At 70.2% G+C, this 25883-nt stretch carries 23 protein-coding genes; 10 read left to right on the top strand and 13 right to left on the bottom strand.

The features are described 5' to 3' along the window. Window positions 1–7 precede the first annotated feature (7 nt). Window positions 8–751 (top strand): SRPBCC family protein, encoded by a 744-nt coding sequence (locus tag P2Q00_RS08215; protein WP_275770997.1) that lies wholly within the window; start codon window positions 8–10, stop codon window positions 749–751. Window positions 752–776: 25 nt separating this feature from the next. Here P2Q00_RS08215 and P2Q00_RS08210 read toward each other — a convergent pair whose 3' ends face one another. Further along, window positions 777–2603 carry a DUF8508 domain-containing protein gene (locus tag P2Q00_RS08210; RefSeq protein WP_275770996.1) on the bottom strand — a complete coding sequence of 609 codons (1827 nt, stop codon included), beginning with the start codon at window positions 2601–2603 and terminating at the stop codon, window positions 777–779. 278 nt (window positions 2604–2881) lie between these two features. Between P2Q00_RS08210 and P2Q00_RS08205 the strand changes: the two genes are divergently transcribed. Further along, entirely contained in the window at window positions 2882–4318 is a 1437-nt protein-coding gene (locus P2Q00_RS08205) for a hypothetical protein (protein ID WP_275770995.1), read from the top strand. A gap of 97 nt (window positions 4319–4415) precedes the next feature. On the opposite strand, the gene P2Q00_RS08200 is transcribed toward P2Q00_RS08205, so the two are convergent. The 3 genes from P2Q00_RS08200 to P2Q00_RS08190 form a co-directional block, all read right to left on the bottom strand. After that, window positions 4416–4856 (bottom strand): hypothetical protein, encoded by a 441-nt coding sequence (locus P2Q00_RS08200; RefSeq protein ID WP_275770993.1) that lies wholly within the window; start codon window positions 4854–4856, stop codon window positions 4416–4418. A gap of 37 nt (window positions 4857–4893) precedes the next feature. Beyond that, window positions 4894–6057: a chymotrypsin family serine protease gene (locus P2Q00_RS08195; RefSeq protein WP_275770991.1), complete on the bottom strand. Its 1164-nt coding sequence runs from the start codon at window positions 6055–6057 to the stop codon at window positions 4894–4896. Window positions 6058–6128: 71 nt separating this feature from the next. Then, window positions 6129–6368, bottom strand: coding sequence for a hypothetical protein (locus P2Q00_RS08190; protein ID WP_275770989.1), 240 nt, complete (start codon window positions 6366–6368; stop codon window positions 6129–6131). A 311-nt stretch (window positions 6369–6679) separates the two neighbouring features. Here P2Q00_RS08190 and P2Q00_RS08185 point away from each other — a divergent pair, with 311 nt between their 5' ends. The 4 genes from P2Q00_RS08185 (at window position 6680) to P2Q00_RS08170 (ending at window position 11854) form a co-directional block, all read left to right on the top strand. Next, window positions 6680–8125: an alkaline phosphatase PhoX gene (locus P2Q00_RS08185; RefSeq protein WP_275770987.1), complete on the top strand. Its 1446-nt coding sequence runs from the start codon at window positions 6680–6682 to the stop codon at window positions 8123–8125. A 381-nt stretch (window positions 8126–8506) separates the two neighbouring features. Further along, window positions 8507–10087, top strand: coding sequence for a TROVE domain-containing protein (locus tag P2Q00_RS08180; protein ID WP_275770985.1), 1581 nt, complete (start codon window positions 8507–8509; stop codon window positions 10085–10087). 85 nt (window positions 10088–10172) lie between these two features. Then, window positions 10173–10817, top strand: a complete 645-nt coding sequence (locus tag P2Q00_RS08175) for a GntR family transcriptional regulator (protein WP_275770983.1) — start codon at window positions 10173–10175, stop codon at window positions 10815–10817. A 20-nt stretch (window positions 10818–10837) separates the two neighbouring features. Beyond that, complete coding sequence (locus tag P2Q00_RS08170; protein WP_275770981.1) at window positions 10838–11854, top strand: 1-aminocyclopropane-1-carboxylate deaminase; 1017 nt, start codon at window positions 10838–10840, stop codon at window positions 11852–11854. 19 nt (window positions 11855–11873) lie between these two features. Here P2Q00_RS08170 and P2Q00_RS08165 read toward each other — a convergent pair whose 3' ends face one another. Continuing rightward, entirely contained in the window at window positions 11874–13307 is a 1434-nt protein-coding gene (locus P2Q00_RS08165) for an MFS transporter (RefSeq protein ID WP_275770979.1), read from the bottom strand. A gap of 161 nt (window positions 13308–13468) precedes the next feature. Here P2Q00_RS08165 and P2Q00_RS08160 point away from each other — a divergent pair, with 161 nt between their 5' ends. Beyond that, window positions 13469–14035, top strand: a complete 567-nt coding sequence (locus tag P2Q00_RS08160; protein ID WP_275770977.1) for a TetR/AcrR family transcriptional regulator — start codon at window positions 13469–13471, stop codon at window positions 14033–14035. 112 nt (window positions 14036–14147) lie between these two features. Here P2Q00_RS08160 and P2Q00_RS08155 read toward each other — a convergent pair whose 3' ends face one another. The 7 genes from P2Q00_RS08155 to P2Q00_RS08125 all read right to left on the bottom strand — a co-directional run bounded on the left by P2Q00_RS08155 (window position 14148) and on the right by P2Q00_RS08125 (window position 21558). Further along, the gene (locus tag P2Q00_RS08155; protein ID WP_275771849.1) at window positions 14148–15353 is read right to left on the bottom strand and encodes a TerD family protein; all 1206 of its coding nucleotides are present in this window, start codon (window positions 15351–15353) and stop codon (window positions 14148–14150) included. Between the two features lie 44 nt (window positions 15354–15397). After that, a complete protein-coding gene (locus P2Q00_RS08150) occupies window positions 15398–16393 on the bottom strand; it encodes a zinc-dependent alcohol dehydrogenase family protein (RefSeq protein WP_275770976.1) in 996 nt (331 codons plus the stop codon). Next, entirely contained in the window at window positions 16390–17238 is an 849-nt protein-coding gene (locus tag P2Q00_RS08145; protein WP_275770975.1) for a carbohydrate ABC transporter permease, read from the bottom strand. Before P2Q00_RS08145 ends, P2Q00_RS08150 begins: the two co-directional genes overlap by 4 nt. Further along, window positions 17235–18173, bottom strand: coding sequence for a carbohydrate ABC transporter permease (locus P2Q00_RS08140; RefSeq protein ID WP_275770973.1), 939 nt, complete (start codon window positions 18171–18173; stop codon window positions 17235–17237). The genes P2Q00_RS08145 and P2Q00_RS08140 overlap by 4 nt, the downstream gene beginning before the upstream one ends. Further along, the gene (locus tag P2Q00_RS08135) at window positions 18170–19543 is read right to left on the bottom strand and encodes an ABC transporter substrate-binding protein (RefSeq protein ID WP_275770972.1); all 1374 of its coding nucleotides are present in this window, start codon (window positions 19541–19543) and stop codon (window positions 18170–18172) included. The genes P2Q00_RS08140 and P2Q00_RS08135 overlap by 4 nt, the downstream gene beginning before the upstream one ends. 84 nt (window positions 19544–19627) lie before the next feature. Further along, a complete protein-coding gene (locus P2Q00_RS08130) occupies window positions 19628–20407 on the bottom strand; it encodes a DeoR/GlpR family DNA-binding transcription regulator (protein ID WP_275770970.1) in 780 nt (259 codons plus the stop codon). Between the two features lie 326 nt (window positions 20408–20733). Further along, a complete protein-coding gene (locus P2Q00_RS08125; RefSeq protein ID WP_275770968.1) occupies window positions 20734–21558 on the bottom strand; it encodes an NAD-dependent epimerase/dehydratase family protein in 825 nt (274 codons plus the stop codon). 181 nt (window positions 21559–21739) lie between these two features. On the opposite strand from P2Q00_RS08125, the gene P2Q00_RS08120 reads away from it, so the two are divergent. After that, the gene (locus P2Q00_RS08120; RefSeq protein WP_275770966.1) at window positions 21740–22681 is read left to right on the top strand and encodes a 5-dehydro-4-deoxyglucarate dehydratase; all 942 of its coding nucleotides are present in this window, start codon (window positions 21740–21742) and stop codon (window positions 22679–22681) included. Next, the gene (locus P2Q00_RS08115; protein WP_275770964.1) at window positions 22678–23841 is read left to right on the top strand and encodes a hypothetical protein; all 1164 of its coding nucleotides are present in this window, start codon (window positions 22678–22680) and stop codon (window positions 23839–23841) included. The genes P2Q00_RS08120 and P2Q00_RS08115 overlap by 4 nt, the downstream gene beginning before the upstream one ends. Here P2Q00_RS08115 and P2Q00_RS08110 read toward each other — a convergent pair. Further along, window positions 23778–25031 (bottom strand): MFS transporter, encoded by a 1254-nt coding sequence (locus P2Q00_RS08110; protein WP_275770962.1) that lies wholly within the window; start codon window positions 25029–25031, stop codon window positions 23778–23780. The two genes, P2Q00_RS08115 and P2Q00_RS08110, sit on opposite strands and share 64 nt — an antisense overlap. A gap of 242 nt (window positions 25032–25273) precedes the next feature. Here P2Q00_RS08110 and P2Q00_RS08105 point away from each other — a divergent pair, with 242 nt between their 5' ends. Continuing rightward, window positions 25274–25861, top strand: coding sequence for a TIGR03086 family metal-binding protein (locus P2Q00_RS08105; RefSeq protein ID WP_275770960.1), 588 nt, complete (start codon window positions 25274–25276; stop codon window positions 25859–25861). Window positions 25862–25883: the final 22 nt, after the last annotated feature.

The raw sequence follows: 25883 nt of genomic DNA, 5'->3' as shown, positions 1-25883 counted from the left end.
GCCCGCCATGTCCCAGGACAAGGAATTCGAGATCGTCCGCGAGTTCGAGGTCGACGCCACGCCCGAGCAGGTGTGGGAGGCGATCACGAACGGCACCGGCGCCTACCTGTGGCCGATGGATCCGCCCGAGCCCCGGGTGGGCGGCAAGGCCGCCTTCGGCTCGACCGTCACCACCTACGACCCGCCGCACCACCTCACCGTCCGCAGCGAGGACGTCGGCTTCCCCACCCAGAGCGTCAACCAGCTCGACCACACCATCGAGGCCCGCGACGGCGGCCGCCGCGCCTGGGTGCGGTATGTGCACAGCGGGATCTTCACCGACGACTGGGACAACCAGTACGACGGCGCCGGCAAGCACACCGACTTCTATCTGCACACCCTGCGCGAGTACCTCACGCACTTCGCGCCCCGCCCGGTCGCCTTCGCCCAGCTCGACGGGCCGGCGGCCTCAGGGACCTCCGATGCCTTCGCCGCGGTCGGGCGTGCTCTCGGGCTCGCGGACGACACCGCGGCGGGCACGCGGGTGCAGGCGCGCGGACCGGAGGGAGGGCTCATCGACGCCGTACTCGACTTCCGCAACCCGTACTTCATCGGGCTGCGCACCGACGGCGCCCTCATCCGCTTCTTCGGACGCAACCACTGGGGCGCCCCGGTGGGCATCAGCATCCACGACTTCGCGCCGGACGCGGACGCCAAGGCGAACGAACTCGCCTGGCAGGACTGGCTGAACGGCGTGTTCAGCCAGTCCTGAGCAAGCCGGGGATACGACTTACGGCTTACGGGTGGAAGCGCAGCACCTGCGGGTCGTGGTCGCTGATCTGGTCGTTGAACTCCGAGTTGATGTGCACGCTGTCGTACTCGAAGTCGCAGCCGCGCCGGATCGACGGGCTGATCAGGATCTGGTCCAGGACCTGCTGGTTGCCCTGGTAGTCGTAGGTATAACGCTCGCTCTTCGGCAGCGACTTGATCGCCGACCAGAGCTCGCCGTCACCCTCCAGGATCTTGGCGGTGCCGGAGAAGTCGAAGTCGTTCATGTCGCCGAGCGCGATGACGTCCGCGTTCTTCTGGACGTCCAGGATGCTCTTGACGAACGCGTTGACCAGCGTCGCCTGGGCGTGACGCTGGGTCTCCGAGCTGCGCGTCGGGGGCTGGTACTGCGCGGTCAGCCCCTGGTCGCCGCCCTTGGAGTTGAGGTGGTTGGCGATCACGAAGACCGTGCGGCCGCGGAAGACGAACTCGGCGGCCAGCGGCTTGCGGCTGGACTTCCACGCGTCGTTGGACGGGTCGACACGGCCGGGTGAGGCCGTCAGCTGCGCCTTGCCGTTGACCTTGGTGACACCGACGGCCGTGGTGGAGTCGCCGCCCGCGCGATCCACGAAGGAGACCCGCTCCGGGTTGAAGAGGAGGACCTGGCGGATGTTGCCGCCGGGCTCGCCGCCGTCCTGGTCGTTGACCGGGCTGATCGAGCGCCAGTCGTACTTCGGGCCGCCCGCCGCGACGATCGCGTCGATCAGCTTGTTCACCGTGACGTCGGCGGCGACCGTGCCGTCGTCCGTCGCGCCGTTGTTGTCCTGGATCTCCTCCAGGGACACGATGTCGGGCGACTGCAGGTTGTTCACGATCGCGGCGGCGTGCGCGTCGAAGGTCTTGTCGGACGGGTCGAGGTTCTCGACGTTGTACGTCGCGACCGCGAGCTCCCCGCGCGACTGCTTCTTCGTCGTCTCGCGCTCCAGGCCGCCGCTCTTCAGCGTGCCGAGCTGGTTCGCGACCAGGGTGTAGCCGCCGAACTGGTTGAAGTCCAGCGGGCCGGCCGTGGTGCCGGTCAGGGTGTCGCCGACGTTCGCCTTCGGGAAGTCGGCCGTCGACCCCAGCGACTGGATCTGCAGACGGCCGGTGTTCTGCGACTCGTAGGAGCCGTACAGCGTGCCGCCGCTGGGAGTGCGGTGCTCGTGCGGCTTCACCGTGACCCACAGCTCGGAGTACGGGTCGGTGGCCGTCACCACACGGGTGTCGGCGACCTGGACGTTCATGCCCTCCAGGGACTCGTAGTAGTCCAGGGCGTACGTCGACGGCTGCAGCGTCAGGCCGTTGATCGAGCCGCTCGCGGCCGTGTCGCCGGCCGGGGTGTACTCGCGCGGCACCGACTTCGCGTCGATCACCGTCGGGGCCGGCACCGCGTTGCCGGTCGAGACGGTGGTGATCGTCGGCTTGGTTATCTCGGTGACCGACTGGTTGCCGGACGAGGCGCCGCCCGGTACGTACTCGGAGACCGTGCCGGTCACCGTGACCGAGTCACCGACGGCGACCTTCGGGGTGGAGCTGGTGAAGACGAAGACGCCCTCACTGGTGGCCGGGTTGTCGTCCGGGTTCGGATCCTGGATCCAGAAACCTCTGGAGGAGCCGTAGGTGCGCACGCCGGTGACGATTCCGGCCACGTCCGTGACCTTCTGGCCGGCGTACGGAGAAATACGCGTAGTGCCCTGGATGTCATGGATGCGCACGGTGTCCGCGTGCGCGGGCGAGGTCAGGGCGACGGCGGACGCCGCGGAACAGACGGCGGCGACAGTGAGCGCGGCGAGACGCGCGGAAGACTTGCTCGGCAACGGGATCCCTCCGGGGACATGCGTGGGTGCCGGGACGAGGGTGGTGCGTGGGACGGTCGAAGGCCGCGACCTGTGTGGTGGTGGCGACGCGCGTAGAAAATACAGTGAACAGATGTCCGCCGGATTTCTACGCGCGTCAATCTCCTGCGTTCTCAGGCCACTTGTCAAGGTTTCGGCCATGTACGCATGGGGTCCGGGAGATGAACCGGGCGGCATGGGTGGAAATCCGTCTAGGCTGAGCGTTTGAGTGGTACGACACGCCCGAGGAGAACCAGCCGATGCCAGACAGCTCCCCCCTGCCGCCGGTGCGCCTGCATCCCGAAGCGGAGCTGGCGCGGGACGCGTTGGCCGCGCCGCTGCTCTCCCGGGCCGCGCGGCTTGCTCGCTGGGCCGGGCCGGACACGCGGGTCGACGCCGGGGGCGGGCTCGTCGAGGAGCAGCTGCCCGCGGCCGCCGAGCTGCTCGGGCTGAGCGGGGACGACGCCGCGGCCTTCGCGAGCGAGGCCTGGCGGGTCGCCGTGGACACCGGGCTCGTCGAGATCGTCGACGAGGACGAGGGCACCGTCACCGCCGGGGAGGACCTGGCCCTGCTCACCCAGGGCTCGCCGCACGAGGTACTGGCCGTGTGGCAGGAGGCCCTGGAGACGGTCCTCGCCGACGCGAGCGTCCCCGACCTGGACGGCCTGGAAGGCGCCCTCGACGAGGCCGGTGAGATCGACTTCTCCCAGCTGGAGTGGGACCCCGAGGCGGAGGCCGAGTTCCTCGACGGCGTCCTCGGCAACCTGTACCTGCTCACCGTCAGCGAGGACGGCCCCGGTGACGCGCCCGTACCGTTGCCCGCCCTCGCCGCGTCGATGATCGTGCCCAGCGACATGGGGGAGCCCACCAACGACGTCCTGGAGCAGGTCTCCGACGCGATGATGCGGCTCGACGACCAGTTCCGGCTGCTGGAGCCGGTGGGGCTGGTCGAGTACCAGCCGGTCGACGAGGCGCTGATGGCGGAGCCCGAGGACGCTGCCGCGGAATCCGCCGCGCGGCCCGACGACACCGATGTCTCGCGCTACGGCATGGTGCGGCTGACGCCGCTCGGCCTGTACGGGCTGCGGGCGCGGCTGCTGGAGGCCGGGCTTGCGGCGCCCGCGGTCGGCGACCTCGTGGACAAGGGCGCCGACGCGCTCCTCGACGGGACGGCCACCTTCCCCCCGGCGGCGGCGCAGGCCGAGACCGAACAGTGGCTGGCCCGCCGCGAACCCCTCGCCGCGGCACGGGAGTTGCTGGCCGCGGCGCGCGGCACGGACGGCGGCGCACCCCTGCGCCGACTGCGCTGCCAGCAGGCGCTGTCGCTCGTCGGTGCCGAGGCCGAGCCCGCACTGCGGGAAGTCCTCGACGACGCGGAGCTGGGCGGACTCGCGCGGGTCTGGCTGAGCGAGCACGGGGCGCCGGACGTGCCGGCGCCGTCCGAGGCGATGATCTTCTGGCTGACCATCGACACGATTGCCGCGCAGCTGGCTGCGGAGGGGAACTCCGAGGAGTTGCGGGCGCTGGTGCAGGGGTTGGCCGCGCAGCACGGCGGATTCTTCGCGGCGGCCTGGCGGGTGGATCACCCCGCCACGGCGGATGTGCTGGAGGCGATGGGGCGGCTGCATCCGGACAAGCGGATCGCCAAGGAAGCGCGGAAGGCTGCGTTCAAGGCGCGGTCGCAGCAAGGGGGTTGAGCTGACGCTCAGGATTGGCCGTTGATTGTCTGCGGGTCCGTTGTGGCTGGTCGCGCAGTTCCCCGCGCCCCTTAAAGGGGCGCGGGGAACGTAGCGCCTAGCAGTGATAGATCGTTGTGTGCTTGAACGACGACGTTGCTCCGTTGAAGCCGTACGTTCCTCGGTACGCTGGCGGATTCTGGAATTCGCCCACAATCGTCACCGTCGCGGTGCCGTCGTGGCGCTTGGCGTCCAGGCGGATGGTGTCGCCGATGAAGCCGCCCGTGATGTTCCAGGGCGGACTGGCGATGGTGCCCGTGATCTGGCCGCCGAGGACGACGTACGGGTGGGTGTTGGGGTTGTACTTCACCTCCAGCTCCCAGGTGACCGTCGCCCCGTTGTGCAGTTCCAGCTTCGCCGTTGTGGACACTGCCTCCGGCGATACTTCCTGCTGCGCCGCGAACGCCTCGTCGCGTGTCTTGACCTCGGCGCCCTGGGCGTTGTGGAAGCGGTGCTCGACCGACGCCGCGGCCTTCTGCCTGCGTGCCTGTGTGGTCATGGGAATGGGCCTCCCCTCGTACGGAATCGATCGACCGTCAGGCCAGCTGCTCGGCGACCTCGATGCGCAGCAGCGCGCGGACGTTCTCGACGTGGTTGGCGATCGTGACGGTGGACGAACCCGCGAAGAGCAGGCCCACCGCGACATTGTCGAGCGAGGTGACCAGGGAGCCCGAGTCGCCGCCCGCCGAGATGTTCGTGGTGAGGATCTGGTCCTTGAAGCGGGCCGTGCCCGCCGTGCCGTAGTTGACGTCGATCGTCGCGTCGACCGCCATGATCCGGCCGAAACTGATGTTGGTCGTACGGCCGGTCTTCTTCACCAGGTCGCCGACCGCGACATTGGCCTTGCGCCGCCAGGCGCGCGGCGCGCCGCTGAAGTACTGCTCGCGGGTGGCGTCCTGGAACTCCACCGCGCCCAGCGCGCAGTCCACCACGTTGTTCTGCCGGTCCAGCGGGATCTGCGGAGCGAACTGGATCGTGACGAAGCGGTCCAGGGTCGCAATCCGGTCCGCCGGGTCGCTGCCGCCGTCGAAGACACCCGGCTGCACGATCGGGCTGCCCAGCTGCGCCCGGTTGGAGTCCGCCAGCACATGGTTGTTGGACAGGACGTAGAACTTCGCCGGTACGCCGAGGCCGGGGCCCGGCGGGTCCACGGTCGCGCCTGGCAGGAAGTCGTACACCACGCTGCCCAATGTGCCCGCCGTCACCCGTACGTTGCCCACCGAGAAGCCCGAAGGGCACGGCCGCATACGGCGCTTGAGGATCTGCGGCTCGAACGCGGCCGGTATGCCGCTCAGCTCCTCCAGCAACGGCTGTGTCAGACGGGCGAGTTGCTCCTCGACGTTTCCGTCCGGCCCGTACGCTGCCCCGCGCCGCTCCTCGCGGCGGGAGCCCGTCTGCCGCTGCTGGCGCTGCGCGGCCACATGGCCGACCGCCACCACGTCCGTGGGCGTACCGTCGTCCATCTGGTACGGGATCACGTCCCGCTCCGGCAGCATCGACTCCGGAACCTTCTGTGTCACGAACACCAGCACGGCCTCCTGGCCGGTGGGTTCGCCCCCGCTCCACTTCACGCCGTGGCCGAAGCCGACCACATTCGCCAGCGGCTGCTCGCGGCGCAGGAAGTCGGACAGTGCCTGCTGCCGTGAACTGTCGCTCAGTTGACCGCCAGTCGGTCCTCGCATCAATTCGGGCTGGCTCACGCCAGACCACCTCTTCTGTTTTCGGCTCAGGGTTCCTACGGGCCGCGGCGCGGTGACTCAGCGCTCAGGGCTCACAAGTCGCCTTCCTGAGCGCTCACTTCTCCGATCGCGAGCACGCGCACCGGTACGCCGTCGAGCTCGTCCGGAACCACGTCTTCTGGAAGGAGCCGGTCACGGGGCACTTTCCGGGTGACGAAGACGATGATCACGTCCCGTCCCGAGTGCTCGTCCCTCCCGGTGCCGACTCCGCTCACGTTGGCCAACTTCATGAGCCGGCCTTCGTGGAGGCGACGTACCCGCTGTGCGTCCATCGGGCTCGCCTCCCCTTCGGGTGGTGTGCAGTTCCTGTCTATGGCCGGGGGAGAGTGCCGTCAAGGCATTCTGAAATGAATCACGAATTTCGACCCGATCCGTGGCTGTTGACCTTGTTTATGAAGAATCATCCGATCAATTTCGTGGACCTGAGGGATTTTTGATGCTCCTGGGCTAGTGCATACGGATTCATGGAAGAGAGCCCGGTGAAGCCGCCCGGTGTTCAACTCCCGTTAAGACGTGGGCGGGACGGTGACGCCGACCGAGCCCCGCCACCCTCCACGGCACACCCACCGTCACAGGAGACACCATGTCGCTCACCCGCAGGGACTTCGCCAGAAAATCCGCGATCACCGGTGCCGGTGTCGCGCTGGCGGGCAGCGTCGGCGCCCTCGCCACCGCCCCGAACGCCCTTGCGTCCACCGACACCGAGGATGCGGACGAGGGGTCGGCAGCCGCGCACGGCGGCGTCGGCTACGGACCGCTGATCCCCGACCCGGACGGCATCCTGGCCCTTCCCGCCGGCTTCAAGTACCGGATCATCACCTACAGCGGCAAAACCAAGCTGGAGTCGGGCGAGTTCACCCCCTCCAACCACGACGGCACCTCCACCTTCGAGGGCCCCCGCGGCGCCACCCTCCTCGTCAACAACCACGAACTGAAGGGCCCGCGCGCCAACTGGCCGCACCCCGTACCGCTCACCGAAGGCCTCGTCTACGACCCCGCCGCATCCGGCGGCTGCACGGTCGTCGAGGTGCGCCGCGACCACGTCGCCGAGTGGGTCGGCATCGCCGGCACCTCCACCAACTGCGCGGGCGGCAACACCCCTTGGGGCACCTGGCTCACCTGCGAGGAGACCGAGGACAAGGCCGGCGCCAACGGCATGACCAAGGACCACGGCTATGTCTTCGAGGTCGACCCGTCCGACCGCCGCGCCAACCGCGACCCGGGGCCCATCAAGGCGCTGGGCCGCTACGCCCACGAAGCGGTCGTCGTAGACCCCAGGCGCGGCCACCTCTACCTCACCGAGGACGCGGCGACCCCGAACGGCCTCCTCTACCGCTGGACCCCGCCGGAGGGCTTCTGTCACGGCCGCGGCAAGCTGCGCACCCTCGCAGACGACGCCGGCGTCCTCCAGGCATTCAAGTGCTTCGACTCCGGCGGCAAGTTCGTCGACGACCTCTCCCGCGCCACGAAGATCGGCACGGTGTACGGCGTCGACTGGGTCGACGTCCCCGACCGCGATGCGAGGACGACCTCCGTCCGCAAGCAGTTCACCACCGGCCAGGTCACCCGCGCCCGCAAGCTGGAGGGCATGTGGTGGGGCGACGGCGGCACGTACATCGTCTCCTCGTACGCCCGTGACGAGAGCCCCGTGCAGCACGACGGCGCCGTCTGGTTCTACGACCCCAAGCGCCGCACCCTGACCCTGAAGGTCCTGCTGGGCGTGAACCCCGACCCGTCCGCCGACGGCGCCTTCGACGGCCCGGACAACATCACGGTCTCCCCGTACGGCGGCCTCGTCATCGCCGAGGACGGCGAAGGCATCCAGCACCTGTTCGGCGCAACGGACAGCGGGCGCACGTACCCCATCGCCCGCAACGAGCTCAACAACGGCACCGAAGAGAAGCCCGAGTACAGCGAGTTCACCGGCGTCACCTTCTCGCCTGACGGCAGCACCCTGTTCGCCAACATTCAGGAGCCGGGCATCATGCTGGCGATCACCGGGCCCTGGAAGCGCCAGAAGCGCGGGTAATTAATTCGGTCGCTCCTCCCGCGGTACGCCTCTTACAGTGATGAACGTCCAGGTGCGAAGGCAGGACCTACTTCCACTGATAATGGGGCGGCCGCGGGTTCGAGTCCCGCCACCGGTACAACGCGCCGGTGTAGCTCAGGGGTTGGAGCACCTACGTCGGTTCCGCCGACTTCGATCTCTGGACACCACAACTTCATTTGCACCTCCCGGTGCGCAGGCTGCGGCTACTTCGTTTGGGTCGAATTGCAGGCCGCCGCCGATTTGATCTCGGGAGGCGCAGTTCATGGTGTGTGTCCCGGGTGCAGAGGCGATCTCGATTCCCTGCGCATTCCTTTTGCTGCGCCTCCCTCCGAAACGGAAACGAATTCGGGGGAATTCACCATGGCGCGATTCAACTCCAAGGCTGCCCGCGCGCAGCCCACTTCGCGGGTCACCTCCACGGGCCGCGTACTCCGCAGCTACGAGGGCGGCAAGGGCCGCGAGCGCGACGCGCGCTCCGAACTCTTTCTGCTCGCCGTCGCCAACTTCGTCTCGCAGCAGACCTATTACGAGTCCGGCGCCGACCGCGACGACCGCTTCGCGCGGCTCGTCCGCACGCTCGCCGTGGAGGACCCGACCTGGACCGCCGGCCTGCTCGGCTGGCTGCGCGGCGAGGGAAACCTCCGTACGGCCTCGATCGTCGGAGCTGCCGAGTACGTGAAGGCACGCCTCGACGCGGGCGCCACCGACGGCCCGTCGAACCGCGAGGTCGTGGCCTCCGTGCTGCGGCGCCCCGACGAGCCCGGCGAGCTGCTCGCGTACTGGACCGCGACGTACGGCCGTAACGTCCCCAAGCCCGTCAAGCGCGGAATTGCCGACGCCGTACGACGGCTCTACAGCGGCAAGTCCCTGCTGAAGTACGACACCGCGTCCAAGGGCTACCGCTTCGGCGACATCCTCAACCTGGTGCACGCGGCCCCGGACCCGGACAAGCCGTGGCAGGGCGAGCTGTTCCAGTACGCCCTCGACCGCCGGCACAACCCGGACACCGCGGCGCCGCCCGCGTCGAACCGCGTGCTGACCGCGCACCGTGAGCTGATGGCGCTGCCGGTGGCACGGCGACGCGCGGTCGTGACCTCGCGGGGCGGGGCCAACCGGCTCGCGGCGGCCGGGATGACCTGGGAGGCGCTGGCCGGGTGGCTGCAGGGCCCGATGGACAAGGCGGCCTGGGAGTCCGTGATTCCGTCCATGGGCGCGATGGCGCTGGTCCGCAACCTTCGGAATTTCGACCAGGCCGGTGTCTCCGACGAGGTCGCGGCCCAGGTCGCGGCGAAGATCAGCGATCCCGCCGAGGTCGCGCGCTCGCGGCAGTTCCCCTTCCGGTATCTCGCCGCGTACCAGCACGCGCCCTCGCTGCGCTGGTCGTACCCGCTGGAGCAGGCGCTCGGCCACTCGCTGGCCAACGTGCCCGCGCTGCCCGGCCGGACGCTGGTGCTCGTCGACCGTTCCGGCTCGATGTGGGCGCCCCTGTCCGACCGCTCGGAGCTCAACCGGGCCGACGCGGCGGCGATCTTCGGCACGGCGCTCGCGGTGCGGGCAGCCGACGCGGATCTCGTCGAGTTCGGCACGACGAGCCGACGCCTGTCGTTCGACGAGGGCGAGTCGGTGCTCAAGATCCTCGATCGCTTCGGCGACCTGGGCGGCACCGACACCACCAGCGCGATCCGCGCCCACTACCGCGGGCAGGACCGCGTCCTGATCGTCACCGACGAGCAGTACGCCTACAGCCGTCACGGCGACCCGACCGAGCAGGTCCCGGCGAACGTGCCGGTCTACACCTGGAACCTCGCCGGCTACCGGGCAGGCCACGGCCCGTCGGGGAAGGGGAACAGGCATACCTTCGGGGGCCTCTCGGACGCGGCCTTCCGGATGGTGCCCTTGCTCGAGGCCGCTCGGGATGCCGACTGGCCCTGGGCTGCCTGAGCGCGCAGGCGTGGCCCGCACTTCTACGGGGGGTGCGGGCCACACTCTTGCCCGCAGGCCGCATTGATATCTAACATTTCAGTTCGTGGAGGCCATACGACCCGTCCAGCGCACCCTCCTCAGGGACCGCGCCTACGAATCCATCCGGGACGCCATCGTGGCCGGGGAGCTCGAACCCGGTGCGGTGGTGCGGGACGCCGAGCTCGCCGAGCGGCTGGGGCTGTCCCGGGCGCCGGTGCGGGAGGCGTTCTCGCGGCTGGTGGACGAGGGGCTGCTGGAGAGCAAGCCGCAGAGCTACACGCGGGTCACCCCGGTCGTCGGCGCCGACGTACGGGACGCCGCCGCCGTGGTCGGCTCCATGCACGAGCTCGCCACGCGGGTCGCGGTGCCGCGGCTGTTCGCCGCGGACGTCCAGGCGATGCGCGCGGCCAACGAACGGTTCGCCGCGGCGGTCGGCGCGGGTGACGTGGAGGGGGCCCTGCGCGCCGACGACGAACTCCACGACGTCCTCGTCCGCGTCGCCGGCAACCACGCGGCCGCGGCCACCATTGCCCGCTACACCCCCCTCATCCGCCGCCTGGAGCGACGCCGCTTCGGCGCGAGCACCTGCCGTTCGGCCGGACTGCACGAGCAGTTGATCGACGCCTGCGCGGCCCGCCGTGCGGATGAGGCGGTCCGCGTCACTGCGGAGATCTGGCGGACCCTCGCCGACCTCGCCGACGGCGACTGATCCAGACCCCGGGAGGACCCATGTCCCTTTCCTCGTACGAGCGTTACCCCCTCCTCTTCGGCCCCTCGCCGGTGCATCCGCTGGAGCGCCTCACCGCACACCTCGGCGGCGCCTCGCTCTGGGCCAAGCGCGAGGACTGCAACTCCGGTATCGCCTACGGCGGCAACAAGACCCGCAAGCTGGAGTACCTGGTCGCCGACGCGCTCGCCAAGGGCTGCGACACCCTCGTGTCGATCGGCGGGGTGCAGTCCAACCACACCCGCCAGGTCGCTGCCGTCGCCGCCCGCGCCGGGCTCAAGTGCGTGCTGGTGCAGGAGAGTTGGGTCGAGTGGCCGGACTCCGTGTACGACAAGGTGGGCAACATCCTGATCAGCCGGCTCGCGGGGGCGGACGTACGGCTGGTGCGGGCCGGGTTCGGGATCGGCTTCAAGGAGAGCTGGGAGCAGGCGCTCAGGGAGGTCGAGGAGTCGGGCGGCACGCCGTACGCCATTCCGGCCGGGGCGTCCGACCACCCGCTCGGCGGCCTCGGCTTCGCCGGATGGGCGTATGAAGTCGCCGAGCAGGAGCGGGAGTTGGGGGTCTTCTTTGACACGGTGGTGGTGTGTTCCGTCACCGGGTCGACCCAGGCGGGCATGGTCGCCGGGTTTGCCGCCCTGGAGGAGGCGGGCGGACGGCCGCGGCGCGTGCTGGGCATCGACGCCTCCGCCAAGCCCGCCGCCACCCGGTCGCAGATCGCGCGGATCGCCCACAACACCGGACAACTCATCGGCGTCAAGAGGGAGTTGACCGAGGCGGACGTCGAGCTCGACGAGCGCTACCACGCGGGCACGTACGGCATCCCCGACGAGACCACGCTGGAGGCGATGCGCCTCGCCGCCCGCACCGAGGGGATGGTCACCGACCCTGTGTACGAGGGGAAGTCGATGGCAGGGATGGTGGACCTGGTCGAGCGTGGCGAGATCGGCCGCGACTCCACGGTCCTCTATGCCCACCTGGGCGGGCAGCCCGCCCTCAACGCATACAGTGCGCTGTTCTGAGCACTCTCGCCGACAGGCCCTAGGCGACTTCGCGCTTCCGTCCGGTGATCACGAACGCCGACACCAGCAGGGCGGTGAGCGCGATCAGTGCGCCGACGCCGAACGCGCGCGCCGAGCCCTCGGTGAGTATCTCGGCCGGTGATCCGTGCGCATGCCGGGTCGCCGTGCCGAACACCGTGACCAGGACGGACAGTCCGAGGGTGCCACCGAGCCACTGGAGGGTCTGGAGGAGACCGGAGGCGGCGCCCGCCTCGCGCGGCTCGATGCGGGCGAGGATCGTCGCGTTGAGCGGCATGAAGCTCAGGCCGACGCCCACGCCCATCAGGAGGAGCGGGCCGAGCAGCCCTGCCGAGTAGCCGTCGCCGGGGTGCAGTCGCCACAGCCGGCCGGCCGCGGTGATGAGCAGGGCCATGCCCGTGAGCAGGACCGGCTTGGCGCCGAACCGGGCCAGCAGCCGCGGCACGAAGCGGACGGTCGTGAACATCGCCAGGGTCATCGGCAGGAAGGCGAACCCTGCGCGCAACGGGCTGTAGCCCAGGACCTGTTGGCTGATCAGGGTGAGGAAGTAGAAGGCGCCGAACATGCCCGCGGGCAGCAGCAGGATGCCCACGTAGCCGCCGGCGCGGTTGCGGTCGGAGAAGAGCCGCAGCGGCATGATCGGCTGGGCGGCGCGGGACTCGACGATCGTGAATCCGGCGAGGAGGGCGGCCGCCGTACTGAATCCGAGCAGCGCCTGGGTGTCGCTCCAGCCCGCCTCCGAGACCCGGATGAAGGCGTACACGAGTGAGGTCATTCCCGCCGTGCCGGTCAGCGCGCCGGCCGCGTCGAACTTGCCTGCGTGGCGCGGGGTTTCGGTGACGAAGCGGGGCAGGGCGAGGGCTACCGTGACGCCGATCGGGACGTTGATCAGCAGGGCCCAGCGCCAAGACGCCCAGGAGGTGAGCATGCCGCCGAGGACCAGGCCGATGGAGGCGCCGATGCCGGCCATGGAGGAGTAGATGCCGAGGGCGTGGTGCCGGCGCGGGCCGTCCGGGAAGTTGGTGGTGATCAGGGCGAGGGTGCTGGGCGCGGTCAGGGCGGCGCCCACGCCCTGCAGCGCGCGGGCCGCGAGCAGCCAGGCGCTGTCGGTGGCCAGGCCGCCGAGCAGGGAGGAGCCGGCGAAGAGCAGCACACCGGTGGTGAGGGTGCGGCGGCGGCCGAGGATGTCTCCGACGCGCCCGCCGAGCAGCAGCAGACCGCCGAAGGCGAGCGTGTAGGCGTTGAGGACCCAGGACAGGCCGGTGCGGCTGAAGCCGAGGTCCTGCTGGATGGCGGGCAGCGCGACGTTGACGACGGTCGAATCGACGCCGACCATCAGATAGGCGGTGACGATGACGAAGAGGATGGCGCGGAGCCTGGCGGGGTGTGGTGCTGCGGTGAGCGGTGCTTCGGTGGTGCCGGCCGGGCTGGACATGGAGTTCTCCCGTTCGATGTCCCCCGGGTGAGATGTGCGCGGGCAGCACTGAGCAATGGAATATGGGCAGGTGAGGGTACCCGCGGAGATAACCGGGGACTGTCTCCGTTTAACTCTCGCTAAGATACGGAGAGGGTCCCCGGTTCGCAAGGAGTATCTGGATGACGCAGGTCAGGCCCATGCGCGCGGACGCTCGGCGCAACTACGAGCGGTTGCTGAAGGTGGCGGCGGAGGCCTTCGCCGAGCATGGGGAGAACGCGTCCCTCGACGACATCGCCAAGCGGGCGGGCGTCGGATCGGGCACGCTGTACCGGCACTTCCCGACGCGGCAGGCGCTGCTGGAGGCGGTGTACGTCGACACCGTCGAGGCGATGGCGGCAGGGGCCGACGAGCTCGCCAAGGAGCTGCCGCCGGGTGAGGCGCTGGTGGAGTGGCTGTACCAGGTGTGCATCGGCACGATCCAGGTCCGTGGCCTGAAGGCCCTGCTGGGGTCGGCCGTCACGGACGGCAGCAATGTTGCCCTCACGGCGTGCGGGACGCATATGAAGGGGGCTGCGGCGCGGCTGGTGGAGGCGGCGCAGCGGGAGGGGACCCTGCGGGCGGATATCGAGCCGCTTGAGGTGTTGCGGCTGGCCCATGGGGTCTCGCATGCGGCGGAACTGGCCGACGGTGAGGGCAAGTTCATCCGGCGGTATCTGTTGCTGCTTACGGAGGGGCTGCGGGCGTAGGCCTCTGCGGTGCTGGGGCTGGGCGGGGGTGGGCGCGCAACCCGGCGGTGCGGGGTGCCGCTGCGCCCACCCGTGCCGCCCCAGCGGCACGACTGCCCGCAGCTGGGGCGGGCTAGAGAGCTTGCGCCGCCGGTTTCACCATGTTGCGTACCGTGCGGGCCTTTACGAACTCGCCCATTGCCGTCATCTCCCACTCGCCGGAGAACTGGCGGATCAGCTTTGCCATCATCACGCCCGTCTGGGGCTCGGCGTGGGTCAGGTCGAAGCGGACGAGTTCCTCGCCGGTCGCCGCGTCCAGGAGGCGGCAGTAGGCCTTGGCGACCTCGGTGAACTTCTGGCCGGAGAAGGAGTTGACCGTGAAGACGAGGCCGGTGGCGTCCTGCGGGATGCGGCCGAGGTCGACCACGATGACCTCGTCGTCCCCGCCGCCCTCGCCCGTGAGGTTGTCGCCGGAGTGCTTGATCGCGCCGTTCAGGATGGACAGCTTGCCGAAGTAGCAGCTGTCGATGTGGTTGCGCTGCGGGCCGTACGCGATGACCGACGCGTCCAGGTCGATGTCCTTGCCGCCGTACGCCGGCTCCCAGCCGAGGCCCATCTTGACCTGGGAGAGCAGCGGGCGGCCGCCCTTGACGAGGGACACCGTCTGGTTCTTCTGGAGGCTGACCCGGCCCTTGTCGAGGTTGATCTTTCCGGTGCCGGTGCCGGTGCCGGTGCCGGTGCCGGGGGCGGGGGCGGAAGCCGCTGCGGCGGGCGAGGCCGGGGGAGGCGGCGGCATGGTGGACACGGGCGGGGCCACCGGCTGGGGCGGGGCGGCGGCCGGGGTCGGCTCCTCCACCGTGACGCCGAAGTCGGTGGCGATGCCCGCCAGGCCGTTGGCGTAGCCCTGGCCGACGGCGCGGGCCTTCCAGGCGCCGTTGCGCAGATAGATCTCCACAACCACCAGGGCCGTCTCGGCGCCGAGCTGCGGGGGCGTGAACGTGGCCAGGACGGTGTTGTCGTCCGCGCTGCGGATCGTGGCCGTCGGTTCGATGCCCTGGAAGGTCTGGCCGGATGCGTCCGGGCTGGCGGTGACGACGATCTTCTCGATGCCCGGCGGGACGGCGGTGGTGTCGACGACGATCGCGTCGGGTGCCGCGCCCCCGCCCGAGCGGTACGTCACGCCGGGGCCGCTCGGCTGGTTGTAGAAGATGAAATCGTCGTCGGAGCGGACCTTGCCGTCGGCCGTGAGCAGCAGGCCCGATACGTCGAGCCGTACGGGGGCGGCGACGTCCACCGTCACTCGGGCGGTGGGGAGCGGGATGTTCGAGCCGGGGGTCATAGCTGTCATGCCGGGTGAACGAGCGGGGGTGCTTTACCGTTCCCTTACCCTGCGGCCAATCGGCGGCTTATTGATTTCGCCCCCGCCGCGAACTGGTCCAGCGCCTCCGGGTACCGGTCCAGCGGGATCCGGTCGCTGATGAACACCTCGGGGTCGAGGACACCGTTCGCGAACAGCTCCGCCGCCCGCTCGAAGCTGTGCAGCACCGCCATCGAACCCGTGATGGTGATCTCCTGGTTGTAGATGCGGTACGGGTCGATCGTCACACGCGTCGCATAGTCCGCCACCCCGAACTGCAGGAACGTACCCGCCTTGGCCACCCGGTCCAGACCGTCCTGGATGGCGGCTGCGTTCCCCGTCGCGTCCACCACCACGTCCCAGCCCTGCGGCCGGTCCAGTTCGTCCGCGTTCGGCGCGGACGCCGAGACGCCCAGCCGTACCGCCGTCTCCAGGCGCGCCGGGTTCAGGTCCACCACGTCCACGCTCGCCGCGCCCGTGCGCTTGGCGAGCTCCAGCATCATCAGGCCCATCGTCCCCGAGCCGTAGATCAGGACGTGTGCGCCCAGGCGGGACTGGAGGACGTCGTAACCGCGGACGGCACACGACAGGGGCTCCACCAGGGCCGCGTCCTCGGTGCGCACGTGCTCGGGCAGTTTCACGCAGTTCGCCACCGGTGCCACCGCGAACTGCGCCGCGCCGCCGGCCGTCGTGACGCCGATCGCGGCCCAGCGTTCGCAGAGGTTGTTGTGGCCCGTACGGCAGTACCGGCACTCGTAGCAGTAGAGGGACGGGTCGACCGCTACCCGGTCGCCGATCGCGACCTCCGTGACCTGGGTGCCGACCCCGACCACCGCGCCGGCGAACTCGTGCCCGGGGACGATCGGCAGCTTGGGTGCGAACTCGCCCTGGAGGATGTGGAGGTCCGTGCCGCACAGACCGCAGGCGGCCACCTCCACGACGACCTCGCGGGGACCGGGCGTCGGGTCCGGGACCTCGGTGACGACTGCACGGCCCACGGACTCGATGACGGCGGCCTTCATTTCACGGCTCCCAGTGACAGGCCCTGGACCAGCTTGTCCTGGGCGGCGAACCCTGCGGCGAGCACCGGCAGGGAGATGACGAGCGACGCGGCGCACACCTTCGCCAGGAAGAGGCCCTGGCTGGTGATGAAGCCGGTCAGGAAGACGGGGGCGGTCTCCGCGACCACGCCCGTCAGGACTCGGGCGAAGAGGAGTTCGTTCCAGCTGAAGATGAAGCAGATCAACGCCGTCGCCGCGATGCCCGGCAGGGCGATCGGGGCCACCACGCGCGCGAGGATTGTCGGCAGCCGGGCGCCGTCGATCTGCGCCGCCTCGATCACCGCCACCGGCACCTCGGCGAGGAAGGACTGCATCATCCACACCGCGATCGGCAGGTTCATCGAGGTGTAGAGGATGACCAGCAGCCAGATGTTGTCCAGCATGCCCGCGTTCTTGGCGAACAGGTAGATCGGGAGGAGGCCCGCCACCACCGGGAGCATCTTCGTCGACAGGAAGAAGAACAGGACGTCCGTCCACTTCTTCACCGGCCGGATGGACAGGGCGTACGCGGCCGGGAGGGCCAGCAGCAGGACCAGGATCGTCGAACCGATCGACGCCACCGCGGAGTTGATCAGCGCCGGCCAGGGGCTCGCGCCGCCGCCCGTGCCGAAGAACTCGCGGTAGCCGTCCAGGGTCAGGGCGGCGCCGAAGGACGGCGGGTTGGTGGCCGCGTCCGACTCCGAGTGGAAGGACGTCAGCGCCATCCAGGCGATGGGCAGGAAGAAGACGATGCCGAGCAGCCAGGCCACCAGGCCCAGGCCTGCGCCCTTGCGGCGGGGGCTGGTTCGTACGGCGACCGTGCTCATGCGCGGGACACCTCCTCGCGGAACAGGGACGACACGACGCGCAGGGCGAAGGTCGCGATGATGATCGAGCCGATGACCACCAGGACGCCCGCGGCCGAGGCGAGGCCGTTCTCATGGGCCTGGTAGAAGCTCTGGTAGACCGTGTACGGCAGATTCGCCGTGCCCAGGCCGCCGGACGTGATCGTGAAGACCGCGTCGAAGTTCTGGACGATGTAGATCGAGCCGAGCAGGGCGCCCAACTCCAGATACCGGCGCAGGTGCGGGAGCGTCAGATGGCGGAAGATCTGCCAGTCGTTCGCGCCGTCCACGCGCGCGGCTTCGAGTTGTTCGTTGTCGCGGCTCTGCAGGCCCGCCAGCAGGATCAGCATCATGAACGGCGTCCACTGCCAGATCAGGGATGCCTCGACCGCGAGCAGCGGATTGTTGGAGATCCAGTCCGGCTGCGGGCCGCCCACATAGTGCAACAGCCCGTTGAGCAGGCCGTATTCGGGGTTGAACAGCACGTGCTTCCAGAGCAGGGCCGCGGCGACCGGGACCACCAGGAAGGGGGCGATCAGCAGCGTGCGGACCACGCCCCGGCCGCGGAACTTGCGGTCGAGGAGCAGTGCCAGCACCAGGCCCAGTACCAGGCTGAGCAGGACCACCGTGACCGTCAGCAGGATCGTCGTCCACACCGAGTGGCGCAGGTCCGGGTCGGTCAGCACCTGCTTGTAGTTGTCGAGGCCGGTGAAGTGACGGGCCTTCGGATAGAGGGCGTTCCAGTCGAAGAGCGAGATCACCAGGGTGGCCACGAACGGCAGCTGGGTCACCACGATCATGAAGACCAGGGCGGGCAGCAGCGGGGCCCGGGTGGACCAGGCGCGCAGCCGGGGGGAGGGCCGGCGGGTCATGCGTACGCGAGTTGCCGTGATGGGGGCGGTTGTCGTGGCGCTCATCGTCCCTCGTACTCCTTCGAGATCTTCTCGGCGAGCTGCTGGGACCTCTTCAGCGCCGAGTCGACGGACTGCCGCCCGGCGATCGCCGCGCTGATCTCCTGGGAGACCTTGGTGCCGAGATCGGTGAACTCGGGGATGCCGACGAACTGGATGCCGGGCGCGGGACGCGGCTGCACCCCCGGATTGTTGGGCTTGGCGCCCTCGATGGCCTCCCTGGTCATCTCCTGGAAGGCGCCGGCCTCCTTGCGGTAGTCGGCGTTCGTGTACGTCGACGCGCGCTTGCCGGCGGGGACGTCGGACCAGCCGCTGGTGTCGCCGACCAGCTGCTCGTACTGCTTGCTGGACGCCCAGGACACGAACTTCCAGGCCTTGTCGGGGTTGCGGGACGCCTTCTGGATGCCCCAGGCCCAGGTGTAGAGCCAGCCGGAGGAGTCGGTCTTCTCGACGGGGGCGGGGACGTAGCCGAGCTTGCCCTTCACGGGGGAGCCCTTGGCCTCCAGGAGGCCGGCCGCGGATGTGGCGTCGTACCACATGGCGACCTTGCCCTGGGTCATGTTGTTCAGGCACTCGGCGAAGCCGGACTGGGCGGCGCCCGACTCGCCGTGCCCCCGCACCAGGTCGACATAGAACTTCGTCGCCTTCTCGAAGGCGGGGGAGTCGAGCTGTGCCTTCCAGCTCTTGTCGAACCAGGTGCCGCCGAAGGTGTTCACGACGGTGGTGAGCGGGGCCATGAGTTCGCCCCAGCCGGGCAGGCCGCGCAGACAGATGCCCCGCATCCCCGACTTCGCCCCGTCGACCTCGGCGGCGAGCTTCGCCACCTGGTCCCAGGTGGGGTGGGCCGGCATCGTCAGGCCCTTCTCGGCGAACACGTCCTTGCGGTACATCAGGAAGGACGACTCGCCGTAGAAGGGCTGGCCGTAGAGCTTTCCGTCGTCGGCGGTCAGGGACTGCCGCATCGGCCTGAGGACGTCCTGCTCGTCGTAGCCGGGATCCTTTGCGACGTACGAGTTCATCTCGTGCAGCCAGCTGTTCTTGGCGTAGATCGGGATCTCGTAGTTGCTGAGCGTCGCCACGTCGTACTGGCCCGCCTGGTTGGCGAAGTCCTGGCTGATCTTGTCGCGGACGTCGTTCTCCGGCAGGACGGTGAAGTTCACCTTGATGCCGGTCTCCTTGGTGAAGTGCGCGGCGGTGAGTTTCTGCAACTCCACCATCTGCGGGTTGTTGACCATCAGGACATTGACGGAGTTGCCGCCGGAACCGGACCCGCCCGCCCCGACCCAACAGCCGGAGAGCAACGGGGCGAGCAGCGTCCCTGCGGCGGCCATGGCGAGCGTGGCTCGCGATGGTCGTCGTCGGCTCTGGGTGCGCATGGATCGCTCCTGAACATATGGGGAGATAAAGGGCTCAACTTGGCGTCGATGAGCCCAGTGAGGGGGTGTACAGGGGGTGTGCTGTCAGACGCGGATGACCTGTGGGCCCAGCAGTGAGTAGCGGTGGGCCTCGGCCGAGGGGAGCAGCGTGCTCGTGACGATCGTCTCCAGCGCGCCGATCTCCGCGAACCGGCAGAAGCTGACCGCCCCGAACTTCGAGTGCACGCCCGCGAACACCGTGCGGCGCGCGGCCCGGATGGCCTGCGCCTTGACCTCGCTGACGGCGGGGTCGGGGGTGGTCAGGCCGTGCTCACGGGAGATGCCGTTGGCGCCGATGAAGGCCAGGTCGATGACGAAGCCGGCCAGCATCTTCGTCGTCCAGTGGTCGACGGTGGCGAGGGTGCCGGGGCGGACCCGGCCGCCGAGCAGCAGTACGGAGATGCCGTCGGCCTCGGCGAGTGCGCCCGCGACCGGGAGGGACGCGGTGACCACGGTCAGCGGCCGGTCCCTGGGCAGTGCCTCGGCGATGAGCTGCGGGGTGAAGCCCTCGTCGACGAAGACCGTCTCGGCGTCCCCGAGCAGCTCGGCCGCGGCGGCCGCGATCCGGCGCTTCTCGGGTACGTGGCTGGTGGCGCGGAACTCGAGCGTCGTCTCGAAGCCGGCGCTCTCCACGGGGTAGGCGCCGCCGTGGGTGCGGCGGACCAGCCCGTGGTCCTCCAGGGCACGCAGATCCCGTCGTACGGTCTCCTTGGCCACGCCCAGTTCGATGGCGAGCGCGGTGACGTCGACCGAGCCGGTGGCGCGCGCGGCCCGCACGATCTCCCGCTGGCGTTCTTCTGCCGTCTTCGCAGTGTTCGCCGTCATCGCCGCACCTGCTTCCCTGCTCACTGCCCGTTCGGGCCCGATGGGACCCACGCAGGAAGTTCTACCCCCGGTGTGCGGCACTGACCAGGCCTCTTGCAGGACCGATGCTGCCCGTATACGCCCGTTTGCGCAGCGGAGTGCCCGCCTCGGACCTGCGTGGCTGTGAGTGAGGGCGTGAGATCGGGCAGGTGCGGTGCCCGAATGCGGCGGCGAGCGGGTCCGTTCGGTGCCCGGCCGCTCCGCTGGGGGTGCCGCGTTGGGTTGTTGATCGGCTGCGGCGCCGTTGTGGCTGGTCGCGCAGTTCCCCGCGCCCCTTTGGGGCGCTGTCAGTACGGCCAGATCGGCGGGTCGTTCACGAAGTGGCCGCCGAGGTAGGCGTGGGCGATGTTCTCGGGGTCCAGTTCGCCCTGGTCGGCGATCAGTTTCTGCGCGTACGGCTCCGAGTCGTCCTGGGGCTCGTAGCCGAGGGCCCGTGCCGTGGACAGGTCCCACCACAGGCGGGTGTTGGCGGAGGAGCCGTAGACGACGGTGTGGCCGACGTTCTCGGCGGTCAGGGCCGCGTGGAAGAGGCGGGCGCCGTCGGGCGGGCTCATCCAGACCGACAGCATGCGCACGCTCGTGGGCTCGGGGAAGCAGGAGCCGATGCGCACCGACACCGTCTCCAGGCCGTGCTTGTCCCAGTACAGCTGCGCGAGGTCCTCGCCGAAGGACTTGGACAGGCCGTAGAAGGTGTCCGGGCGGCGCGGGGTGTCGATGGGGATCAGCTTGCTTGAATCAAGAGGCGTGTTCCCCCGGGGGCGCGGGGTGAAGCCGACCGTGTGGTTGGAGGAGGCGAAGACGATACGGTCCACGCCCTCCTCGCGCGCGGCCTCGTACAGGTTGTACGTGCCCTCGATGTTCGCCGCGAGGATCTTCTCGAAGGGGGCTTCCAGGGAGATGCCGGCCAGGTGGATGATCGCGTCGACGCCCCGCACGGCCTCGCGCACGGCCTTCTTGTCGGTGAGATCCCCGGTGACGGCGTCCGGGTCGCCCTCGATCGGGCGTACGTCGAAGAGGCGCAGCTCATAGCCGAAGGCCGGCAGCAGGTTCCGCATCAGGGTGCCGAGCCCGCCGGCGGCGCCGGTGAGCAGAACGGTGCGGGGGGCTGGCATCCTCGCTTCTCCTTCGGTCGACGGGTGCATGTATGCACGGTATTCACATCCATGGACACGCTATGAAGGCGGGTCGGACCCCGTCAAGAGCCCGGCGCTTGACCGGCCATAAAGGGGCACCTTAGCGTGGTGGCGTTCAGAAATGTAGACGCAGATCATGAACATGGAATCGGGAGTCTCCGTGACGCCAGCCCCCCTTGCCGCTCGGCTCAGCATCCCCAGCGGGCCGCTGTTCTTCCCGGTCACCGCGTACGGCCTGGACGGCTCGGTCGACCTCGACGTGTACCGCGCCCATGTGCGCCGCGGGGTCGAGGCCGGGGCCGCCGCGGTGTTCGCGTGCTGCGGCACCGGTGAGTTCCATGCGCTCACGCCCGAGGAGTTCGAGGCATGCGTACGGGCGGCCGTCGAGGAGACTGCCGGGCGGGTGCCGGTCGTCGCCGGCGCCGGGTACGGGACCGCGCTCGCCGTGCGCTACGCGCGCGTGGCCGAGGCAGCCGGGGCGGACGGGCTGCTCGCCATGCCGCCCTACCTCGTGGTCGCCGGGCAGGAGGGGCTGCTGAGGCACTACCGGGAGGTGGCCGCCGCGACCGCACTGCCCGTGATCGTCTACCAGCGCGACAACGCCGTGTTCACCCCTCAAAGCGTCGTCGAACTGGCCCGCACGGACGGGATCATCGGCTTCAAGGACGGCCTCGGCGACCTCGACCTCATGCAGCGCATCGTCAGCGCCGTACGCACCGAGGCCCCCGGAGACTTCCTCTACTTCAACGGCCTGCCGACCGCCGAACAGACCCAGCTCGCCTACCGCGCCATCGGCGTCCCGCTCTACTCCTCGGCCGTGTTCTGCTTCGCCCCCGAGATCGCGCTCGCCTTCCATCAGGCGCTCGAGTCCGGCGACACCACCACCGCGCACCGCCTCCTCGACGGCTTCTACCGCCCGTTCGTCGAACTCCGGGCCCAGGGGCGCGGGTACGCCGTCTCCCTGGTCAAGGCAGGTGTACGGCTGCGCGGACTCGACGTGGGGGAGGTCCGGCCGCCGCTGCACGAGCCCACCGAGGACCATGTGAAGCGGCTCGCCGAGCTGATCGACCGCGGGTACGCACTGCTGGAGGACGGCAAGTGAAGACGTCGACTTTCGTCTACCCCTGGGACGTCAACGGGGACCCGGAGGCCGCGGACCGTATCGCCGCGCTCGGCGTGCAACAGGTGACGCTGGCCGCCGCGTACCACTCCACGCGCGCGCTCACGCCCCGCCACCCGCGCCACCGCATCGTCACCGCCGAGCACGCGGCCGTGCTGTACCCGACCGACGGCCGTTGGGAGGGGCGGGAGTTGAAGCCCTACGCGGCCGGCGACTGGGCCCTGGGCGACGCCTACGGCGAGGCGGCCGCGGCCCTCGCGGACGCCGGCCTCGAAGTGCACACCTGGGTCGTGCTCGCGCACAACTCCCGCCTGGGCGCCGACCGTCCGGACACCTCCGTCGTCAACGCCTACGGCGACCGCTACCCGTGGGCCCCGTGCATCGCGCAGCCCGCCACGCGCGCGTACCTCGTCGACCTGGCCGCCGAGGCGGCCGTACGGCCGGGGGCGCGCGGCACCGAGCTGGAGTCGCTGGGCTGGTACGGGCTGCAGCATCTGCACGCCCACGACAAGACCGGCGGGGTCGGCCTCGGGGACGCCGGGCACTACCTGATGGCCCTGTGCTTCTGTCCGACCTGCCGGGCCGGATACGGCGAACAGGGCGTGGACGCCGACGAGTTGGCGGCCGCCGTACGCGACGCGCTGGAGCCGCTGTGGCAGGGCGCGCCCGACGGCGGAGGCTGGGCAGGGGTCGAGAAGCTGCTCGGCGAGGCGAAGGCGGCCGCCACGCGCGCGTGGCGCGACGAGACCGCCCGCACGCTTCAGGAGACGGCGGTCCGGGCGGTGCGCGAGGCGGCACCCGAGGGGTTCCAGGTGCTGCTGCACGCCGACCCGGTGACGTATCACGTGGGCGCCAACCCGGGCGTGGACCCCGAGCACATCCTGTCCGTCGCGGACGGCGTGGTGGTGCCGTGCGCGGGCGGTACGGGCCTGCTGACACCGTTCGCCGAGCAGGGCCGGGAAGGGGCCGTCATCGCCGCCAACCTCCCCGTGGTCTCGGGGATGGGCGGCAGCCCGCACACACTGGCCGCGGACGCGGCGCAGGCACGGCGGCGGGGAGCGACCGAACTGCGGCTGTATCACGCCGGGTTGGCGTCGGACGGTGACCTGACGGCGGTGCGGTCGGCACTCGCCGGGCTCTGAAGGAGCCGGGCGGCCGTGGCCAGCAGGGCTGCGCCGAGAGCGAGCAACAGGGGCCGGTAGTCGGTGAGTTCGACCAGGGCCGCCCCCGCTGCCAGCCCGAGCACATTCGGAGCGAATATCAGCGTGCCCGCCGTGGCAGCCGTACGGCCCAGCAGTGCGTCCGGCGTCTCGCGCTGCACGGCGGTCGTCGCGGCGATCAGCACACAGGGCAGCCCCACCCCGCTCGCCAGGCTGCACGCCAGCGCGACCGGGTCGTACGGGACCGCCCGCGCCGCCACCGCGACGGCCGTGAGGGCGATCCCGTACGCGGCGAACCGGCGTTCCCCCAGCCGCCGCAGCGCGGGCCCCGAGGCCGTCCCCACCACGACCGAACCGGCGCCCTGGACGGCGTAGAGCGTGCCGGTGTACGCGGGGGAGTGGCCGAGGCCCGCGACCACGGCGTAGACCAGCGCACCGCAGACACCCGTGAACAGCATCGTCGTACCGCCCGCCAGGACCAGCGGGCGCAACCCCGGGTGGCCCCAGAGGAAGCGGGCGCCCTCGGCGGTCTGCGCTCGCCACGCGCGCGTGGCCGGCTCCGGCCGCTCCTCGCGCACCCGCACGCACGCGTACAGCCCCGCCGCGCACACGAACGTGACGGCGTCCAGCAGGGCGACGCCCGGGCCGCCGTACGCCGCGAAGAGGCCCGCGCCCGCGAGCGGGGCCACCAGCTTCATGCCCTCGGTCGCGGTCATCCGCAGCCCGTTGAAGTCGCCCAGCAGGGACCGGTCGACCGCGGCCGCGACCAGGGCCGACTCGGCCGCGTCTGCCACGACGCCCGTGGCGCCGTACACGAAGAGGACCGTGTAGATCAGCCACAGGCGGCCGGGGGAGTCGACGGTGAAGAGGGTGAGCAGGAGGCCGGCCAGGAGGAGGTCCGCACCGATCAGCAGAGGTTTGCGGCGGACGCGGTCGGCGAGCGTGCCGAGCAGGGGGCCGACGAGGGTCGGCGCCCACATGGCGAGCAGACACAGCGCGGCCAGGCCGTCGGAGCCGGTCAGCTCCCTGACCCAGACGCCCGAGGCGAGCCACAGCGCGGAGGTGCCGAAGCCGGAGACCACCACGCCGGTGAGATACAGGCCCGCGTTGCGGTTCCGCAGGACGCGAAGGACCGTCCAAGTCGATGTGGATGTCGATGTCGATGTCGTCATGCCTGGCCATCGTGGGTCTAAGGCGGGGGCGTGGGCATCGGGCAGGTGCCCTAAGCGCTCCGCTGGAAGTGCGGTGATGCTGTATCAATATGCGGCTCCGCCGCGGGTGCGGGCCGGTGGGGGCTGGTCGCGCCCACGCGGCGGAGCCGCATATCGATACAGCCCCGCGCCCCGGCTTCGCGATGAGTTTTGGGGGCGCGGTCGGTCCACCCCCACAGGACCAGAACTGTGAGGAGCAGCGGATGACTGACACGACCCTCGACCTCGGACCACAGACGCAGGTCGTCGCGCGGCTCGTGGAGGGTGTGAGCGACGGGCAACTGGCCGCTGCGACGCCCTGCCCCGACTGCGCGGTGCGCAACATGCTGGGCCACCTGCTGGGCCTGTCCGTCGCCTTCCGTGACGCCGCCCGCAAGGACCTCGGCGTCACGACGAACACCGCCCCGGACGCCGCCGCACCGGACATCGCCCCCGACTGGCGCGCGGAGCTCCCGAAGGTCCTCGACGAACTCGCCGACGCCTGGCGCGACCCGGCCGCGTGGTCCGGCATGACCCGCGCGGGCGGCTTGGACCTCCCGGGCGAGGTGGCGGGTCTGGTCGCCGTAGACGAACTGGTGATCCACGGCTGGGACCTGGCCCGCGCCACCGGCCAGGACTACGCCCCCGACCCGGCCGCCCTGCAGGCATCGCACGACTTCCTGCTCGCGGCGGCGAACGACCCGAGCCGCGGCGGCGGCATCTTCGGGCCCGTGGTGCCGGTGGCCGCGGATGCCTCGCTGCTGGACCGGGCGGTTGGGCTGAGCGGGCGGGATCCCGGCTGGACGCCGTAGACCTGCCGCTCGTTTCCGGGCT

The sequence above is a fragment of the Streptomyces coacervatus genome (genome assembly GCF_029223485.1).
Lineage (GTDB): Bacteria > Actinomycetota > Actinomycetes > Streptomycetales > Streptomycetaceae > Streptomyces > Streptomyces coacervatus.
This window is presented reverse-complemented; position numbering and strand designations above follow the sequence as displayed.

What these genes read in the sequence shown, in the direction of transcription:
- P2Q00_RS08215 (WP_275770997.1), top strand. Translation starts at nt 8, where the DNA reads ATGTCCCAGGACAAGGAATTCGAGATCGTCCGCGAGTTCGAGGTCGAC.
- P2Q00_RS08205 (WP_275770995.1), top strand. Translation starts at nt 2,882, where the DNA reads ATGCCAGACAGCTCCCCCCTGCCGCCGGTGCGCCTGCATCCCGAAGCG.
- P2Q00_RS08200 (WP_275770993.1), bottom strand. Translation starts at nt 4,856, where the DNA reads ATGACCACACAGGCACGCAGGCAGAAGGCCGCGGCGTCGGTCGAGCAC.
- P2Q00_RS08190 (WP_275770989.1), bottom strand. Translation starts at nt 6,368, where the DNA reads ATGGACGCACAGCGGGTACGTCGCCTCCACGAAGGCCGGCTCATGAAG.
- P2Q00_RS08185 (WP_275770987.1), top strand. Translation starts at nt 6,680, where the DNA reads ATGTCGCTCACCCGCAGGGACTTCGCCAGAAAATCCGCGATCACCGGT.
- P2Q00_RS08180 (WP_275770985.1), top strand. Translation starts at nt 8,507, where the DNA reads ATGGCGCGATTCAACTCCAAGGCTGCCCGCGCGCAGCCCACTTCGCGG.
- P2Q00_RS08170 (WP_275770981.1), top strand. Translation starts at nt 10,838, where the DNA reads ATGTCCCTTTCCTCGTACGAGCGTTACCCCCTCCTCTTCGGCCCCTCG.
- P2Q00_RS08165 (WP_275770979.1), bottom strand. Translation starts at nt 13,307, where the DNA reads ATGTCCAGCCCGGCCGGCACCACCGAAGCACCGCTCACCGCAGCACCA.
- P2Q00_RS08160 (WP_275770977.1), top strand. Translation starts at nt 13,469, where the DNA reads ATGACGCAGGTCAGGCCCATGCGCGCGGACGCTCGGCGCAACTACGAG.
- P2Q00_RS08155 (WP_275771849.1), bottom strand. Translation starts at nt 15,353, where the DNA reads ATGACCCCCGGCTCGAACATCCCGCTCCCCACCGCCCGAGTGACGGTG.
- P2Q00_RS08150 (WP_275770976.1), bottom strand. Translation starts at nt 16,393, where the DNA reads ATGAAGGCCGCCGTCATCGAGTCCGTGGGCCGTGCAGTCGTCACCGAG.
- P2Q00_RS08145 (WP_275770975.1), bottom strand. Translation starts at nt 17,238, where the DNA reads ATGAGCACGGTCGCCGTACGAACCAGCCCCCGCCGCAAGGGCGCAGGC.
- P2Q00_RS08140 (WP_275770973.1), bottom strand. Translation starts at nt 18,173, where the DNA reads ATGAGCGCCACGACAACCGCCCCCATCACGGCAACTCGCGTACGCATG.
- P2Q00_RS08135 (WP_275770972.1), bottom strand. Translation starts at nt 19,543, where the DNA reads ATGCGCACCCAGAGCCGACGACGACCATCGCGAGCCACGCTCGCCATG.
- P2Q00_RS08130 (WP_275770970.1), bottom strand. Translation starts at nt 20,407, where the DNA reads ATGACGGCGAACACTGCGAAGACGGCAGAAGAACGCCAGCGGGAGATC.
- P2Q00_RS08125 (WP_275770968.1), bottom strand. Translation starts at nt 21,558, where the DNA reads ATGCCAGCCCCCCGCACCGTTCTGCTCACCGGCGCCGCCGGCGGGCTC.
- P2Q00_RS08110 (WP_275770962.1), bottom strand. Translation starts at nt 25,031, where the DNA reads ATGACGACATCGACATCGACATCCACATCGACTTGGACGGTCCTTCGC.
- P2Q00_RS08105 (WP_275770960.1), top strand. Translation starts at nt 25,274, where the DNA reads ATGACTGACACGACCCTCGACCTCGGACCACAGACGCAGGTCGTCGCG.